This window comes from Pseudomonas sp. AD21 (assembly GCF_002878485.1).
Taxonomy (GTDB): domain Bacteria; phylum Pseudomonadota; class Gammaproteobacteria; order Pseudomonadales; family Pseudomonadaceae; genus Aquipseudomonas.
In genome coordinates this window covers 13,659-29,759 of sequence record NZ_NQYG01000067.1, presented here as the reverse complement: position 1 = coordinate 29,759, position 16,101 = coordinate 13,659, and the positions used below count along the sequence as shown (strand labels likewise).

At 59.5% G+C, this 16,101-nt stretch carries 17 protein-coding genes and 1 pseudogene; 2 read left to right on the top strand and 16 right to left on the bottom strand.

Translation table 11 applies throughout. From position 1 onward, the window contains the following. Positions 1-482, bottom strand: a pseudogene (locus PseAD21_RS30125) (hypothetical protein); the annotation flags it as partial. Between the two features lie 108 nt (positions 483-590). Here PseAD21_RS30125 and PseAD21_RS25440 point away from each other — a divergent pair. Beyond that, positions 591-1,112: an AidA/PixA family protein gene (locus PseAD21_RS25440; RefSeq protein WP_102358539.1), complete on the top strand. Its 522-nt coding sequence runs from the start codon at positions 591-593 to the stop codon at positions 1,110-1,112. Between the two features lie 124 nt (positions 1,113-1,236). On the opposite strand, the gene PseAD21_RS25435 is transcribed toward PseAD21_RS25440, so the two are convergent. Continuing rightward, positions 1,237-2,622 (bottom strand): IS4 family transposase, encoded by a 1,386-nt coding sequence (locus tag PseAD21_RS25435; protein WP_102358538.1) that lies wholly within the window; start codon positions 2,620-2,622, stop codon positions 1,237-1,239. Positions 2,623-2,773: 151 nt separating this feature from the next. Continuing rightward, positions 2,774-3,109, bottom strand: coding sequence for a hypothetical protein (locus PseAD21_RS25430; RefSeq protein ID WP_256588266.1), 336 nt, complete (start codon positions 3,107-3,109; stop codon positions 2,774-2,776). A gap of 440 nt (positions 3,110-3,549) precedes the next feature. On the opposite strand from PseAD21_RS25430, the gene PseAD21_RS25420 reads away from it, so the two are divergent. Then, positions 3,550-3,990: a hypothetical protein gene (locus PseAD21_RS25420; protein WP_102358535.1), complete on the top strand. Its 441-nt coding sequence runs from the start codon at positions 3,550-3,552 to the stop codon at positions 3,988-3,990. A gap of 152 nt (positions 3,991-4,142) precedes the next feature. Here the strand turns inward: PseAD21_RS25420 and PseAD21_RS29800 are convergent, their stop codons facing one another. From PseAD21_RS29800 to PseAD21_RS25360, 13 genes are all read right to left on the bottom strand, one after another. After that, positions 4,143-4,304: a hypothetical protein gene (locus PseAD21_RS29800; RefSeq protein ID WP_178082165.1), complete on the bottom strand. Its 162-nt coding sequence runs from the start codon at positions 4,302-4,304 to the stop codon at positions 4,143-4,145. 262 nt (positions 4,305-4,566) lie between these two features. Next, on the bottom strand, positions 4,567-5,073 hold the full coding sequence (gene msrA / locus PseAD21_RS25415) for a peptide-methionine (S)-S-oxide reductase MsrA (protein WP_102358534.1): 507 nt from the start codon (positions 5,071-5,073) through the stop codon (positions 4,567-4,569). A gap of 89 nt (positions 5,074-5,162) precedes the next feature. Next, positions 5,163-5,516 carry a hypothetical protein gene (locus PseAD21_RS25410; RefSeq protein ID WP_102358533.1) on the bottom strand — a complete coding sequence of 118 codons (354 nt, stop codon included), beginning with the start codon at positions 5,514-5,516 and terminating at the stop codon, positions 5,163-5,165. A gap of 180 nt (positions 5,517-5,696) precedes the next feature. Next, positions 5,697-5,981: a hypothetical protein gene (locus PseAD21_RS25405; protein ID WP_102358532.1), complete on the bottom strand. Its 285-nt coding sequence runs from the start codon at positions 5,979-5,981 to the stop codon at positions 5,697-5,699. Between the two features lie 107 nt (positions 5,982-6,088). Further along, positions 6,089-6,319: a hypothetical protein gene (locus PseAD21_RS25400; RefSeq protein WP_007964939.1), complete on the bottom strand. Its 231-nt coding sequence runs from the start codon at positions 6,317-6,319 to the stop codon at positions 6,089-6,091. 122 nt (positions 6,320-6,441) lie between these two features. Further along, positions 6,442-6,672 (bottom strand): hypothetical protein, encoded by a 231-nt coding sequence (locus tag PseAD21_RS25395; protein WP_102358531.1) that lies wholly within the window; start codon positions 6,670-6,672, stop codon positions 6,442-6,444. A gap of 70 nt (positions 6,673-6,742) precedes the next feature. Continuing rightward, the gene (locus PseAD21_RS25390; protein ID WP_102358530.1) at positions 6,743-8,368 is read right to left on the bottom strand and encodes an ABC-F family ATP-binding cassette domain-containing protein; all 1,626 of its coding nucleotides are present in this window, start codon (positions 8,366-8,368) and stop codon (positions 6,743-6,745) included. Positions 8,369-8,514: 146 nt separating this feature from the next. Further along, on the bottom strand, positions 8,515-9,543 hold the full coding sequence (locus PseAD21_RS25385) for a DNA topoisomerase IB (RefSeq protein ID WP_102358529.1): 1,029 nt from the start codon (positions 9,541-9,543) through the stop codon (positions 8,515-8,517). Positions 9,544-9,616: 73 nt separating this feature from the next. Continuing rightward, positions 9,617-10,696: a molybdenum ABC transporter ATP-binding protein gene (modC, locus tag PseAD21_RS25380; protein ID WP_102358528.1), complete on the bottom strand. Its 1,080-nt coding sequence runs from the start codon at positions 10,694-10,696 to the stop codon at positions 9,617-9,619. A gap of 3 nt (positions 10,697-10,699) precedes the next feature. Continuing rightward, positions 10,700-11,380, bottom strand: coding sequence for a molybdate ABC transporter permease subunit (gene modB, locus PseAD21_RS25375; RefSeq protein WP_102358527.1), 681 nt, complete (start codon positions 11,378-11,380; stop codon positions 10,700-10,702). Next, complete coding sequence (modA, locus tag PseAD21_RS25370) at positions 11,381-12,148, bottom strand: molybdate ABC transporter substrate-binding protein (protein ID WP_102358526.1); 768 nt, start codon at positions 12,146-12,148, stop codon at positions 11,381-11,383. It abuts the gene before it with no gap. A 169-nt stretch (positions 12,149-12,317) separates the two neighbouring features. Further along, positions 12,318-13,382, bottom strand: coding sequence for a nitronate monooxygenase family protein (locus PseAD21_RS25365; protein ID WP_102358525.1), 1,065 nt, complete (start codon positions 13,380-13,382; stop codon positions 12,318-12,320). Between the two features lie 114 nt (positions 13,383-13,496). Next, complete coding sequence (locus PseAD21_RS25360) at positions 13,497-15,959, bottom strand: autotransporter (RefSeq protein WP_102358524.1); 2,463 nt, start codon at positions 15,957-15,959, stop codon at positions 13,497-13,499. Between the last annotated feature and the right edge of the window lie 142 nt (positions 15,960-16,101).

Sequence of the window (16,101 nt, the reverse complement as noted above, 5' to 3'; positions counted from 1 at the left end):
GCTCGTAAGGGCGTGCCGGTTCGATTCCGGCTTCGGGCACCATCTTGAATCAAGGGTTTGCGGGCGAAAGCTGATGCAAACCCTTGTTTGTTTCTGGGTCGCAATTCTGACATTGGTTCGCAGTTCACTTTGTGGGCATGACCCTGTTGCCCGTGCCCTTGCCCTTGCGGATGTACTGCTCGGTCATCCACGGTGGTATGCCCAAGTTGATCCTCGACCCGCATGATGTCGCCGTTCGATTTTGCCTTGTCTGTGCCGGCCTTAGCGGGTAAATCGCGCATCTGGAGCACGGACGTCTCAACTCCAACAGCCTCCCTGGCCCTATCACTTGCCGACAACGACTGTGCGCGTTTGCCTGCTGTCGCAGTCAGCAAACACCCGAGAATCGATTGAGACGTTGACTGGCACAGAAGCAAATCAAAGCCTTGTCCACGCCGTGTTGCGCTCGAATTTTCCAGCGTCAACCGATCGAGCGTTGACATTACATGGCCACCTCCTATCGTTCTCCCCAGACCGCATCCAGGGACCGGATGTGCCGGACAGCCTTTGCGGGCGCGGTCGTTTATGCCATTCCAACCAGGAGCAGCAAAATGTCCAGTGCGACCCAAACCATTGATGTGTTGGTCAATATCGATGCCGATTACTTGCTCGCCCATCCCGGCGACGTAGGCGGCGCAATTTCCATGCTGGTGACGCGTGATGCTGTCGACAGCCATGCCAGCGGCAACACCGGCGAAGGCGGCAACGAGTTGTGGATTGACGTCAAACCCGGCGACAACATCCGCTGGCGCGCAACGACACTGTCGCGTAACTTCGACCGCATTGCATTGATCAAGGACGTCGAGAGCGGCGACCCGCATCAGGGCGGAGATTACCAGGGCACCATGACGAAACCGATAACGTTCAACGTTCCCGGTGTGGTGCTCTATCTGAACAAGGCGGCTCCCGGCGGTGTTTCCAAAACCGACGTGACCTACTCCCTGTGGCAATCCACTGCTCAGAATCAAGGAAAGCTCTGGTACACAATCACCTTCGCTCTGTACGACCGTGACCTGAACCAGATTGGCCCGAACTACACTTGGGATCCCTACATCACCGTCAATGACCAGTAACTGAAATGCCCATGGCCTTGACCGGCTTCCTTCGCGGGTGACGGAGGCACATGACCGGGCTGTGTGCAGGCCCGAAAAAGGAGCCAGATTCATTTCAACAAAATGGATCTGGCTCGAATGGCACTTACTTAACATGTTTTGGGTGCCCGTTTTTTCTGACATCTGCCCTTGCTGACCGACGTGGTTTGGTCAGCAAGGGGTAGGCTTGAGGTCTTCGTTTTATGGCTCGCGGCTCGATACGACCAGGCCGATTTCCGACGCGCCTCTGAGCAATCAGTATCAGTAAATTCGACAGGCCATCCTCGTCTTCGGGGCTGCCATATTGTCGCAGCGCCAGCCATAGCTGAAGGCTGTGTTTGAAGCTCAGTTCGCGAGGTAAACAGTCAGCTAACAGAGCCGATTGTGCCATCAGCATTCGGATCAGATTGTGAGCTAACAGATAGACCCATAACTCCTTTACTGCCATGCCTGGGGTTTTGCAGCTTAACTTTCCAAGTCCCAGCGTAGCTTTGAGATTGCGCAGATCCAGTTCAACATGCCATCGCCCCTTGTAAAGCGATTTCAGGGCTGTTTTAGGTGTTTGCTTTGGGCAATGCAACGTGGTGACCAAAGTTTTTCCACCTGCCTTCAACTCCCGCACTGTCAGTCTTTCAGGCGCCTTTTCGTAATGCGTTTGACTCATCCACAGCGGTCTTCTTGCAGGCTTTTTCAATTCGATCAGGTGATCTTCCGAACCGAGACTCTGCCCTAGGCGAAAGTCCGTGCTGCGCCGTCGAGCACCGTATTGTTCGAACACGCCATCGATACCTCTTCGTTGCAACTCGCACAGCAAGAAATAGGTAGCGTAGTAAGCGTCGCCTAACAAAATGTCACCTGTTTTCAACGTGTCGAGCATTGATCTGAGCAGTGTCTGTTCATCGCCGCCCTTGCCTCGGAAACGTCCAAGAGCAGCATCTAAAACCGCGCCGCTGGAGAGGCAGACGATGCCCACCACTCGACACAACGGAAAACCAAGACCGACTTTCTGGCCGCGAGATTGCGGATAGGCGCCCTGATTGGCCGCTGTGTCGGGCATGCTGACCGTCGTGCCATCCACCAGCCGCACCGGCCGTCCCCTCCAGCGCCACGACGAGGGTGCGTTATCACTTATCGAAGCACCGGTGTGCCTGACCAGCGTGGAAACCATTTCCACAGGCAGGCGTTTTCTGGCTTTGCAGTAGGCGCCCGTGCGGGTGCTATTGGGCGTCATGCCGCCACATGACCGTTTAATCGACAGGTCGTTCACGGCGTTCTGGCAGGAGCGGTCGGCGCTCATTGCTTGAGCCAGAAACATAGACAACGTTTCAGTTGGCGGAAACAGGCGTTCGCGATGTTCTGGCAGTGCAGACTCGACGCGTTGTAAGAGATCGGGAGACGTGAGGAGATTGAAAAACGCATAGGCATCGCAGTCCGAAGCGTGTCGATGAAAACGTTGCTGTTGATGCTGAAGAATTTCACGTCTACGATCCATTTGGGGCTGTGTCCTTGGTTTGTCGGGGTGTGTTCGCAACTATCACCGTAGACCAAGACCAGCCCTTCTTCATTTTTTGCTTTCAGCTCAAGTGGTTAGCTGTTAAGTAAGTGCCATTCGGATCTGGCTCCTTTCGTTTATAGCTCTGGCCTCAACCCCTCTCAGGACACTTGAAGCTCCAGGAGTAAATCTTCATGTCTTTGACTTCTTCGCCAACCGTCGCGACGCCCAGGCAGGTTCCGTTCTTGATGTAGTTGAAACTGCAGAAGCGCAGGCCTTCCGTGCAAGATTCGATTTCATTGAAGCCTTTCTTCACGAGCGTGTTTTCGACCCCGAAATCACCCGAATAGGTCGGGTTTGGTTTCCAGTCATTTTTGATCAAGGCTTTTCGGGCGTTTAAAAATGGCATGTGTTCTTTGATCGGGACGTCTGTCGCATTGGCAAGGGGGTTGATGCCGCAAAGAAGGCTGATGAGGAGCGTTCCCATTGAGGAGTTCTGCATTTTTTGGGTGCCCAGAGTGTGCCACGAACGTTTCCGGCGACATCGGCAGATCTACACTGCTCGACTCGCAGAGTCAGCGCCATGATCGCAGTTTCGAAGACAAATTTTCGTTGAATCTGTAAAGCAGGGAAGGCCAATTTTAACAAGGCCTCCAGTCATTTTGACGGCTCGTTCTTTTGCCTCTGTGCTCAAAACCGTTGGTCAGTTCTCAATGCAATCTCCCTGGCAAGAGACTACTTTTGTGATCTGGTCGGTAAAGTCGCGGGAGATTTCAAGAGGTCATTGAAGCGATAATCTGAGCTAGACCCCGTGACACCGACTTCAGGATGGATCTTGAACAAGGCGCGGTGCATCACCCGATGGGAATTCAGACATTCAGTCTGTGATGCGAACCCGCCATCTTTAGCGTGTTAAGGAGAACACAGATGGCAATCAACCAAACACTCCAGACTTCGGATAAAACCGCTCTCGTCAAAGCCGAGGTGTACCGTTGGTACAATCTCTTCTTTCCGTGGTCGCGCGGCGTCTCCTCCCACTCGGAAGGTGCCATCAAGCCCTTGTACGATGCACTGGCGAATGAGTTTCGGGTGGTGCTCACCGACGGTCAGATCATGAGCCGGGCGGACTACTGGGAGCGACTTTGGGGCCTGTACGGCAAACGTGCCGGAAGCCCGGAATCGCACATCACCAATCTCTCGATCACACCGCTTCCAGGCGACTTCTTCCTCGCGGTCTTCGATCTCGTCAAGGACGGAATCGCCAAGAAGAAAGTCGATTCGGCGCTCATGCGCGTTGACCGCTCCTCTCCATCGGGAATTTCATGGATTTACGTCCACGAAAGCGAGCACGAGAGGGCGCTCTCGTAAGTCGTTCAGTTCCCTTGGTGATGGCTACAAGGCCTGAATGTTCATAACGTTGACGAAATGACCAAGCCCAGCCCCGCGCTGGGCTTTTTCGTTTCTGCGATCCAGGCAGAAAACCAAGAGCCCGGACGTATCCGGGCCTCTGGGGCAAACATTCAGCGCGAGTCAACTTCGTCTGCAATCCGGGCGTTTGATCTTTCCCTGCGCCTGCGAAGCCAACTGAAGAACGCGTGAACCGGGTGTAAAAACGCCGCAAGCACGCACAGCAGCATGATGATGAAAATGGCAATCAGCGGGAGGCTTTCGTGCGAGAACATGGTGGGGTACTCCTGTAGTCACTATGTCGGAACCCGCAGGCTAGACGCATCGAGCCGTGTTTGCGATGAACGTATGTTCATGTTCGGGTACTTGAACTGTGCTACGGAGGGCTCGCCAAAATGATCGATTGTGGATGTGCGCAGGCCATTTTGCGCAGTCATCCTGGGGGCACTACAGGAGCGGGGTTGTAACGCGATAAACCCGCGACGTTCGGCGCTGGCCTTTGGTTGCGGGCAGCGCCGCGCGTGGAGTGATTGAATTTCAGCCGCGCTTCGGCAGTTTCCAGTTCGGACGAATGAAGTGGCAGGTGTAGCCATTCGGGATCCGCTCCAGGTAGTCCTGATGCTCAGGTTCCGCTTCCCAGAATGGCCCCGCCGGTTCGATTTCGGTGACTACTCGGCCAGGCCACAATTTTGAGGCGTCGACGTCGGCAGCGGTGTCCTCGGCGATGTCGCGTTGCTGTTCGTTGAGGTAATAGATTGCCGAGCGATAGCTGGGGCCAAGATCGTTGCCCTGGCGATTGGGCGTGCTGGGGTCGTGGATCTGGAAGAAGAACTCGAGGATCTGCCGGTAGCTGATCACGGCCGGATCGAAAACGATTTCGATGGCTTCGGCGTGGTTGCCGTGGTTGCGATAGGTGGCGTTCGGCACATCGCCGCCGGTGTATCCGACTCGCGTCTGCAGCACGCCGGGATAGCGTCGCAGCAGGTCTTGCATGCCCCAGAAGCAGCCGCCGGCGAGAATGGCGGTTTCGGTTTGTCCGGTCATGATCTGTGCGTCCTCTCGGTGACAGTGGGTATGGCCATTGTTATGAGGGCGCATTGGCCAATTCCAAGGGTTACGATCTTGCCCGACGCTTAACCTTTTTCGTTTGAACGCTTTTCGGCGGTCACGATACAAGCGGAGAAGAAGTTCTTTTGAAAGTCAGCGACCGCTTGTTGCTGCAGTGATTCTGAAGTGTAAACCGGGATCTGATAGGCCTCTCCAATCAGGATCTTGTACAAGTCGCTGACATACTTGTCTTGCGCGCCTTCAGCCAACTCCCAGAGTGAAGCCTTCGGCACACCGGCCTGTCGGCCTTTCATGATCTGTCTGGCCGAGTTTTCTGTGCGTTTGCACTCTTCGAAATCTTCACTGGGCAGAGCGGCTGCATGAGCGGAAAGGCTCAGGGTGACCATGGCAGCCGCTACAGCAAGTCTGGGTGTGTGCACGAGGCGTCGTCCTTGAAAGTGTGGTCGAACTTTAACATTCGAGTCGCCGTTACACAGAGGCAATAAGAAGCCCCGGCGGTTGCGGCCAGGGCATTTTGCTCGGTCTGTTGGTTCGGGTCAGTACTTCACGCAAGGGGGAATGGACTAACAGTACTGCCGTGGCGTGGGCTGTTGAGGTCTTTACACAAAAGCTTGCCCGTGAAAGCCCCGTGGCAGACGCTGCGGCCCGGCCAGTGCGGTCAATCGTTCGATCCATTCCGATCGCCAGTTCGACGCGCCATGAACGGCCTTGGCATGGCGAGCGGCACGCCGTGCAGCATTGCGTTGGGTTTTGCGCGCTTCTTTGTAGGCATCGGTGTTGCGGCAGCTGCGGCATTTGACGCGGTTGAGTTCCTGGCTCGAGGCAAGGTTGTTGCCCTTGTGACCACAAGCCAGATGTCCGTCTGTTTTGAAATGGATAACCATGAACAGTCTCCTGGGTGACGTGTACAGGTTATGACCTCCCACGACCCAGGGCGTTCGGTGCATCGGCCAAGTGGCTCGTCTGGTTACTGTCGTTTATTGCTGCGCGATCATCTGAAGCGCGGCAATGGTCGTTCGACAGGTTGCAGCGAAGACAGTGTGCTGCGGATCAGCGGCGTGTCTTTTTCGATGTCGTTCAGGCGATCACGGATGCGCAGGGCGGTCGGATGTCCGCCTTGATGATCGACCCAGTCGGCGATCTCCTTGCAGGCCGCAGCAAGGCGCGCCTGACGGGAGTCGAGCAGGGTGAGGAGGGTGGTGATGGACTCTTTTTCGGACATGGAACACCTCCGTTCAGAAAACCGTTGAGAGGCAGCAAAAAGCTCGCAGAGCTGCGAGCTCTCTGCCGTTGGGGCGCTGGTCCGTCAGCTGAATTGAGTATAGACCCGGCCTGTCAATTGCATCAGCCGACCGACTGCCGCGCCGACACTGGCGAACTCGCGGCATTGAGCCGGTGGCATTCGCGTCGGGCATCTTCCTCGAGATCGTAGCCATCGCCGATGAAGCCGCCGGTACGGGTGTCGTTGATTCGATACCAACGGCTGGCCTCGGCGGGTTCATGCAGACTTTCCCCGGCGCGGCGGCCGTGAATGATGATCTTGTTGCAGCGCTTCACGACAAAAATGTCTTCCATGGCGTCACCACAGCAATTAGGTGTCAGATCAACTATAGAAGCCTTGGCCAATCGTGCAAAAAATAGACAGTCAGTTCGTCGGTTGCAATCGCCATCCCTCGTGATGCCAATCCAGGTGATGCGTCGGTTGCAAGGCCTGCAAAAAGTCCGGGTCGTGGGAAGCCGCGACAATTGCCCCGGGAAACGTCTGCAATGCCTGTTCGAAAGCCTGTACCGAGGCCAGGTCCAGATGATTGCTAGGCTCATCGAGCAGCAGCAATTGCGCGGGCGTCTGGCGCCACAACGCTACCGCGAGCGCGGCTTTCAAGCGTTCACCGCCGCTCAGTGAAGCGCTTGGGCGGGTGACCCGTTGCGCGTCCAGTTGCAGGTGCGCCAGATGGCTGCGCAATGCGCTTTCACTCAATGGGCTCTGCAGCGCGATCAACTGTTCCATGACGCTGAGGCGATCGTCCAGTAACACCAGGTGCTGGTCGAGGCAGGCCACGGGAACATGGGTGGTGCATTCGCCGCTCACGGGGTGCAGATCGCCGGCGAGCAGCCTGAGCAAGGTCGATTTGCCGCAGCCATTGGGGCCATTGACGGCAACGCGCACGGGGCCGTTCAACGTCAGGTTGAACACCTGCGCCGGCAACCATGGCAGGCGCACGTCCATCAATGTGCAGACCCTGCGCGAGCTGGGTACTGCGCTGCCGGGAAGGTTCATCAGCACCACATCGTCCGGGAGCACCTTGACGTAGGCGTCACGCACCCGGGCGTCGAGCTCCGATTTGCGCTGCTGATGACCATGACGCACATGCCCCATGATCTGCCGTGCGGCACCTTTGAGGCTGGCGCGTTCGAAGCCCGAGACATTGGCGGTCTTGGCATTGCGCAACGAGCGGGCGGCATGGCGCTGGATGGTGTCGTGTTCGGTTTTCAGGCGCTGCTGTTCACGCCGGCGCTCGGTTCGGCTTTGATCGAGCGTCGCTTGCGCCGCGGCCTGATGGATCTGCCGCTGCTGTTGATACGCGCAAAAGTTGCCGCCGTACACTGTGACGCCCAATGGCGTCAGCTCGACGATACGCTGCATGCGTTCAAGCAATTGCCGGTCATGACTGACGACGATCAGTGCGCCGCGCCAGCGTTGTAGCTCAATCATCAGCCACTGCCGGCCGGCGGCGTCCAGATGGTTGGTCGGCTCATCCAGCACCAGCAAGCGCGCCGGACTCAGGAAGGCACCGATCAACGCCAGGCGGGCCTGTTGACCGCCGCTCAGAGACTGAGTCAAATCCGTCGGTGCAACATCCGGCAGCCCGGCATCATCGAGCCGTTGGCGCAGACGTTCGGCCAGATCCCAGCGTTCGCCGAGGATGTCGAAATCTTCCGGTGTCGCCTCGCCCCGTTGCAGGCGGCGCAGTGCGCGCAGGGCGCAGGAGGTGCCTGTGGCGTCGGCTACGGTCTGCTCCGGTCCGGCGATGAATGTTTGCGCCACATAGGCCACGGCCTCCGTGCAGGTGACGCTGCCGGCAGTCGGTTGCAAGTCTCCGGCAATCAGCCGCGCAAGCACGCTTTTGCCGACGCCATTGCGCCCGACGATCGCGGTGTGGGTGTGATCGAATTGCAGATTCAGATCATTGAAAACCGTCTCGCCATTGGCGAACTGAAAAGCCAACTGATTCAGGCAGACGAGGGCAGGCGTATGCGAGACGTGAGTCATCGGCACCTCCGAAAAATGTCGTGAACAGTGACAGGCGCGATTCAGCGCGTGCCGCGATTACATTTTCAGAAGGCTTGATTGTTCACTGTCTGCGGTTGTCCTGAAGAGGGGAAAGGTCGCTAGCCTAGAACAGCTGGACGCCTCGATCAAGGCGCGTCCAGCATTTGCTCCAGAAACATTGCCAGGGCGACTTCCTCGGCGCGCAGGCCTTTGCGCACTCTCGGGCGTGGCAGTTCGGCCAGCGCTCCGAGCAGGAACCGTTCGACCACGGCCGGATGGATGTAGCACTTGCGGCACACCGCCGGGGTGTTGCCCAGTTGCTTGGCAACGCTCTTCACCATGTCCACCACGTGCCGTTTCGCCTCGGCCTCCGACTCCCAGTGCAGCTCGCGCAACACCGCCAGAGCCAGCGCGCTGCCGGCCCAGGTGCGGTAGTCCTTGGCGGTGAAGTCGGCGCCGGTGAGGGTTTGCAGGTAAGTGTTGACGTCGTGTGAACTGACGGTGTGCCGCTCGCCGTTTTCGTCCAGATACTGGAACAGATTCTGCCCGGGAATCTCCAGGCAACGCTTGATGATGCGTGCCAGGCGTCGATCCTTGACGGTGATCTGATGCTCGATGCCGCTTTTGTCGCGAAACTGGAACAGGATTGCGCTGCCGTTGACCTCGACATGCCGGCTGCGCAAGGTGGTCAGGCCGTAGGAGCGGTTGTCCCGCGCGTACTGAGTGTTGCCGACGCGGATCAGCGTGGCGTCGAGCAGCGTGATGACGGTGGCCATGACCTTGTCACGGCTGAAACCGGGCGCGTCCAGCAGGGCTTCGAGCTGTTTGCGCAGTTTCGGCAACGCCAGGCCGAACTCACGCAGGCGCGAGTATTTGTCGGCGTCGCGCACCTCCCGCCAGCGCGGGTGATACCGATACTGCTTGCGGCCCCGGGCATCGCGGCCGGTGGCCTGCAAATGGCCGCGCGGGTCGGCGCAGATCCACACGTTGGTGTAGGCCGGTGGCACCGCCAATGAATTGATTCGTTTGATTTCGTCGGGATCACTGATGCGCTGTCCGGCCGGATCGAAATAGGCGAACTTGCCGCGCAGTTTCTTGCGGGTCAGGCCGGGTTGGGTATCTTCGACGTAATGCAGGTCGGGGGGTAGCACGTCGGCTGGCGCAGTGTCGGGCATGGCGTATGTCCTTGGCGGCAAATCGCTCTGTTACAGCGATTGACCGCGCGCCGTTGCCGTCGTGCCAACGAATTCAGGCGAGTACTGCGACGGCCTTGATCTGCGCCCACAAGTGCTGGCCCGGGTGAATGCCGAGCTGATCCCGGGAGAAGCGGGTGATCCGCGCCAACAGCGGTGTGCCACCGGCGTCCAGCCGAATCAGCACGTGCGCGGTGTTGTCCGCCGCCTGCTCGCTGACCACGGTGACCGGCAACCGATTGAGGATGCTGCTGGCCTCGCTGTCATGCTGACTCAGACTGATGTCGCGGGCGTGCACCTTGGCGCGCAGGGTCTGACCTACGGCCATCGGTGCGTGCGTTACGCGGATGTTCATTTCGGTGGCCGGCAGTTGCAGGCTGAGCAACTGATAATCAGCGTCGTAGGCACTGACCTGGCCTTCGATGATCACCCCGGCGTCGTCGCCCATCGCCATTGGCAGGTCGAGACGCGCGAGGGTTTCGCCAATCGGGCCGCTGGCCAGCGCCTTGCCGTCGCTGAGCAGCACCAGATGATCGGCCAGTCGCGCGACCTCATCCTGAGCGTGGCTGACGTACAGCACTGGAATGTCCAGTTCATCGTGCAGGCGTTGCAGGTAGGGCAGGATTTCGTTTTTGCGCTGGCTGTCGAGGGCGGCCAATGGCTCATCCATCAGCAGCAGCTTGGGGCTGGTCAACAGTGCGCGGGCGATGCCGACTCGCTGGCGTTCGCCGCCGGACAGATGCTGCGGATGGCGCTCCAGCAAATGGCCGATCCCCAGCAGTTCGGTGGCTTGCGCCATGTCGACTCGGCGCTCGGCCTTGGCGATGCGTTTAAGGCCGAACTGCAGGTTGGCCAGCACCGACAAGTGCGGAAACAGGCTGGCTTCCTGGAACACATAACCTAGCGCACGTTTGTGCGGCGGGACAAAAATGCGCCGTTCGCTGTCCTGCCAGACTTCGTCGTTGACCTGGATAAAACCCTGTTCGGCGCGTTCAAGACCGGCGATGCAACGCAGGCAGGTGGTTTTACCCGAACCGGAATGACCATACAACGCGGTCACGCCACGCCCTGGCAAGTGCAGATCGACATCCAGGCTGAAACCCGAATAGGTGATTTTCAGACGTGCATCAATCATCGATCAGCTCCAGCCTGCGCGGGTCTTGCGGCTGGAGTACAGCGCCAGCAACACCAGAAACGAAAACACCAGCATTGCCCCGGCCAGCCAATGGGCCTGAGCGTATTCCATGGCCTCGACGTGATCGTAGATCTGCACCGAGACCACCCGGGTCTTGTCGGGAATGTTGCCGCCGATCATCAGCACCACACCGAATTCACCGACGGTATGCGCGAACCCGAGGATCGCCGCCGTCACGAAACCGGGGCGGGCCAACGGCAGTATCACACTGAAAAAAGTGTCCCAGGGATTGGCGCGCAAGGTTGCGGCCACTTCCAGTGGGCGAGTGCCGATTGCGGAGAACGCGTTTTGCAACGGTTGCACCACAAACGGCATGGAATAGATCACCGAACCGATCACCAGCCCGGTGAAGCTGAACGTCAGGGTGCCCAGGCCCAGCCACTGGGTGAACTGCCCGAGAAAGCCGTTGGGCCCCATCATCAGCAACAGGTAGAAACCGATCACGGTCGGTGGCAGCACCAGGGGCAGGGCGACGATCGCCCCGATCGGGCCGCGTAACCAGGAACGGCTGCGCGACAGCCACAGGGCAATCGGAGTGCCGACGACCAGCAAGATCGCGGTGGTCAGGGACGCCAGTTTCAGGGTCAGCCAGATCGCCGCGAAGTCGGCACTCGAGAGCGACATTTAGAGCTGGTAGCCGTAGGACTTGATGACCGCAGCGGCTTTCGGGCCTTTGAGGTATTCAACCAGCGCCTTGGCGGCGGCGCTGTCCTTGCCTTTGTTCAGAATCACCGCGTCTTGTTTGATCGGGTCGTGCATGCTGTCCGGAACGATCCACGCCGAACCACTGGTGACCTTGCCGTCCTTGTAGATCTGCGACAGCGCGACGAAACCCAGTTCGGCATTGCCGGTGGAGACGAACTGGTACGCCTGGGTGATGTTCTGGCCTTCGACGATCTTGGCTTTGGTCGCTTCAGTCAGCTTGAGCTTTTCCAGTACCTGAGTGGCGGCCAGGCCGTACGGCGCGGCTTTCGGGTTGGCGATGGACAGGTGCTGGTACTCGTTTTTCTTCAGCACTTCGCCTTTGGCGTCGACGTAACCTTCTTTCGCCGACCACAGTGCCAGGGTGCCGATGGCGTAGGTGAAGCGCGAGCCTTTGACGGTGTCGCCTTCTTTTTCCAGTTTTTCCGGGGTGGTGTCGTCGGCGGAGAGGAACACTTCGAACGGCGCGCCGTTCTTGATCTGGGTATAGAACTGGCCGGTGGCGCCGTAGGCTGCGACCAGTTTGTGCCCGGTATCTTTTTCGAAATCGGCTGCAATCGCCTGGATCGGCGCGGTGAAGTTGGCGGCGACAGCCACCTGCACTTCATCGGCCTGAGCAGTGCCGAAGGCGAACACCGCCAGCAAAGTGGCCAGGCAAGTTGGGGCAAAACGTGAGGCACGAATGGTCATGTAACAGCTCCGTTATTGGCGTGTGCAGAGGGCAGTTATTGTTGGGGGTGGACTGCACCGATGCGAGGGGGTGAAACGCTATATAGTGAAATATATAGCGAAATGCCGCTAAACGGGAAGTGCTTATAAACACGGGGAGAGGCTGTGCCATGCCTCACCCCGTGCCGGATCATCGGCGAGCCAGTTTCGCCAGGGCGTCTTCAGCCAGTTGCCGGGTCAGTTCGGCGCTGCTGAGTTCCTCGCCCAATGGGAAGGCCTGACCGGCCCAAAAATTACTGAACTGCGCTTCGCTTTTGGCGCGCAATGGCATCAATGCTCCACCGGCCAGCGGGAACGCCGGCGCTTTGGGCGACATTGGGCCGATTTCGCGCATCACCCGATTGAGAATGCCCCGAGCCGGGCGCCCGGTGAACAGGTTGGTAACGGCGGTTTCGCTTGCCTTGGCGGTGCGCAGTGCCTGGTGGTGGGAGGCGCTGACTTTGGCTTGCGGTGTGAACAGATACGCGGTGCCAACCTGCACCGCCGATGCTCCGAGCATCAATGCCGCCGCCACACCTCGGCCGTCGGCAATGGCGCCGGCAGCAATGACCGGTACCTTGACCGCGTCAGCGATCTGCGGCACCAGGGCAAAGGTGCCGACCTGGCTGCTCAAGTCATCACTGAGAAACATCCCGCGGTGCCCGCCAGCTTCGTAGCCCATGGCGATAATCGCATCGCAGCCGTGTTGCTCGAGCCACACCGCTTCGGCGACGGTGGTGGCGGACGAGAGGATTTTCGCGCCGGTGGCCTTGACCCGATCCAGCAGGGATTTCTCCGGCAGGCCAAAATGAAAACTCACCACTTGTGGGCGAAACTCTTCCAGCACGGCGCACGCCGCCGCATCGAAGGGGGCACGGTTGGAAACCGGTGTCGGTGCATCGAAGTCAATGCCCAGTTCGCGATAATAAGGCTCCAGCAGATTTTTCCAGTCACGCGCTCGTTGTTCATCGGCGGCCGGTGGCTGATGACAGAAAAAGTTGACGTTGAGCGGATGGCGGGTGTGCTCACGGATGGTCTGCAGATCTTCGCGCAGTTGTTCAATGCTCAACATCGCTGCCGGCAGTGAACCCAACCCGCCCGCGTTGCACACCTCAATCACCATGGACGGAGTCGTGGCGCCGGCCATGGGAGCCTGGATGATCGGCAGTTCGATGCCGAGCAGGTCAAGGATGCGGGTGTCAGGCCATTGACTCATGGAAGCGATTCTCCGAACGATGAAACGGGGCAGGGACGGCAGAGCCGGTTTTTTAACAGCAAAACCGGACTCAGGGCCAGCCCGAATTTTCCGGGCATGGGGCATCGCCCCCTGTCAGCGTCGATGAAATCCGCCACCACCACCGCCTCCAAAGGAACGGTTCATGTTTTGCGAGGAGTTGTGAAAGTTATTGGTGCGCTGGTTGCCGAAGTTGCGCGCCGCCGATTCGCGATTGAGGTTTTGCAACTGGGCATTGTTGTTGACCGGTGCCGTGCGGGTCGGGCTGCCCTTGACCATTGATTGCCAACCGTTGTCGGTCTTCTTGTAGACGTTGCCGTCGTGCCCGGCATACACGTTGTCGCCGACCCGTGCGGCGCCGCCGTTACGCCCTTTCACGCCGCCATATTGGGTGGTCTTGTCGGTGTTGGGGTTGTAGACCGCGCCACGATTGGCGGTGACCTGGGTGCCGTTGCGTGCATTGCCCGCCGTCATCCGGCCACCGGCGATGGCGCCGCCGTTCGGCCCGACCACTTCGCCGCTGCGCCCGGCTGCGTAATTGCCGTTGTAGACATTGTGTACAGCCCCGCGCTGACCCGCCGCGGCAACGCCGGTGCGCGAGTTATAGGAAGAGCCGACCTGACCCGCCCAGCGATTGCCGGTCCAGGCGTTGTAGCCGGCGCCATAGCGACTGACGGTCGCGCGGTCACCCCATTGGCGATAGATATTGCCGGTGGTGCCAGCCCAGCCACCGGGGCCCCAGGCCACGGCACCGCCGCGATAACCGTAAGCGGCGCCGCCCCAGGCCAGCGGCGCGGGATACAAGCGCGGCCCCCAGGCGTAACCCCAACCGTAATTGCCCCACCACGGATAAGCGCCCCAGCCCCAGCCCATCGCCACGGTGTTGCCGCCCCAGCTCCAGCCGAAGCCGAAACCGAAGGTCCAGCCGGTCCACGGCGTGTAGCGAATCGCGACGCCGAAACCGTAGGTCACCGGCGGCCCGTACCAGACGCTGCCGACCCACGGTGTATACGGGTAACCCGTGCCGTAGACCACCACGCCGGTGGCCGGGTCCAGGTTCGAACCCTGGTAACCCGGGGTATAGCCGACCACCACGGTATCGCCGCTGGATTCATAGACTTTGACGTAAGTGAGGTAATGCATCGGTGAACTCGGCGGAATCGAGTAGATCACTGCCGGCACCGAACTGGCGACCACCCACGGCCCGTTCACCGACGTCGCGGTGAACCAGATACCGTTTTCCACCGCATACCAACTGTCGTTATCGACGCGGATGATCGGCGTGGCGCTGTTGATCACATACTGCAGCGGTGTGGTGGTGATCGCCTTGAGTTGCGGCTCGCCGTCGAACTGCGGCGCGGTCATTTTGACGGCGTTTTTCTTGATCGCCGAGGTTTGCGGAATGGTCGCGGCGATCGCGGCTTCCTTGGCCTGTGGCGTGCCGGCGACGGAGGCCTTGACGTTCTCTTTCGGACTGTCGTCGGGGATGTTGGCGAAGTCTGCCGGCAGTTTGTCCGCCGGGGTAAACGTCCAGGGACCGTTCATGTCGGCGGCACGGAACCAGCGGCCGGAGATCAGCACGTAACTGTTCTGGTCGCCGATTTCCTTGAAAATGTGGCCGGTGGTATTGCTCACGTACAACAGGCCGGTGCCCTGAATCGGCGACCACTGCGGTGCGCCGTCGGTGACGATCAGTTCGGTGGGCGTAGTGGCGATGAAGATTTTCGGCTGTGGCGGTTTGGCCAGGCTGGGGATCTTGTCTTTCGGATCACTCTGGCCGGTCAGCAGATCGACCTGACGACTCTGAATCGCCGCTTGCCTGGCTTTCTCCAGATTGGCCGGGGGCGTGGCCAGGCGGGTGTACTCGCCGCTGAGGCTGTCGGCGACCATCCAGCCATCAAACACGTGCAGGTAATGCTTGCCCTCAGCGTCCTTGAGCAACAGCGGACGGGTGTTGATCACCCGTTGCAGCGCAGTGCCTTCGACCGCCCGGTAGGCCGCGTCACCATCGATGTAGACCAGCAGGGCGGGGACGTCGGCGCTGATGATCGCCGGCGGGGCGTTCTCCAGCGGTGCGCTGTCGGCTTTCTGCTCGGCCGACAGCACGCCGACGGCGGCTTCGAGTTGATCGAGGGAAATGGTTTTTTTGCGGCTTTCGGCATCTTTTTGCAGTGCCGCGAGCCACACATCCGCCTGGCTGGCATCGGCGGGGAAGTCAGCCTTGATGATCTTGTATTGATCCAGCGCGACCCAGCGCGTGGCCTTGTCGACCAGGGTGTGTGCGCTGAACTGGACAATGCCGTAGGTGGGTTTGCCATCGGCGCCCGTGGCTTCGACCGCCGCCCGGGCATTGAGCGTGTAGCCATCCCAACTGTCGAGCTGCGGCTGATACACCGTCAGCTTGGCCTTGCCGCTGGTGATCACTTGCGGCCAGGTCGGCGCGCTGGGTGCAGCGTCAGTTGCGGCGGGTTTGGTGGCAGTGGCCGGGGCTGCCCAGGCGTTACCAACGCTCAGCAGGCACAGCAATAACATCGCAAGCAATGAACGCGGGTAAGACATTGTCAGCTCCATCGACAGGGCCGCTTTCGGGAGGGAGGGCAGCGAAAGCACGACCGTCGAAAAAGCATAGCCGCCCGCTCTGGAATTACTCGGCGGATTTGCGAATTGGCGCAAAGTCGGGTGGGGCAATGTGTTGCTTTGT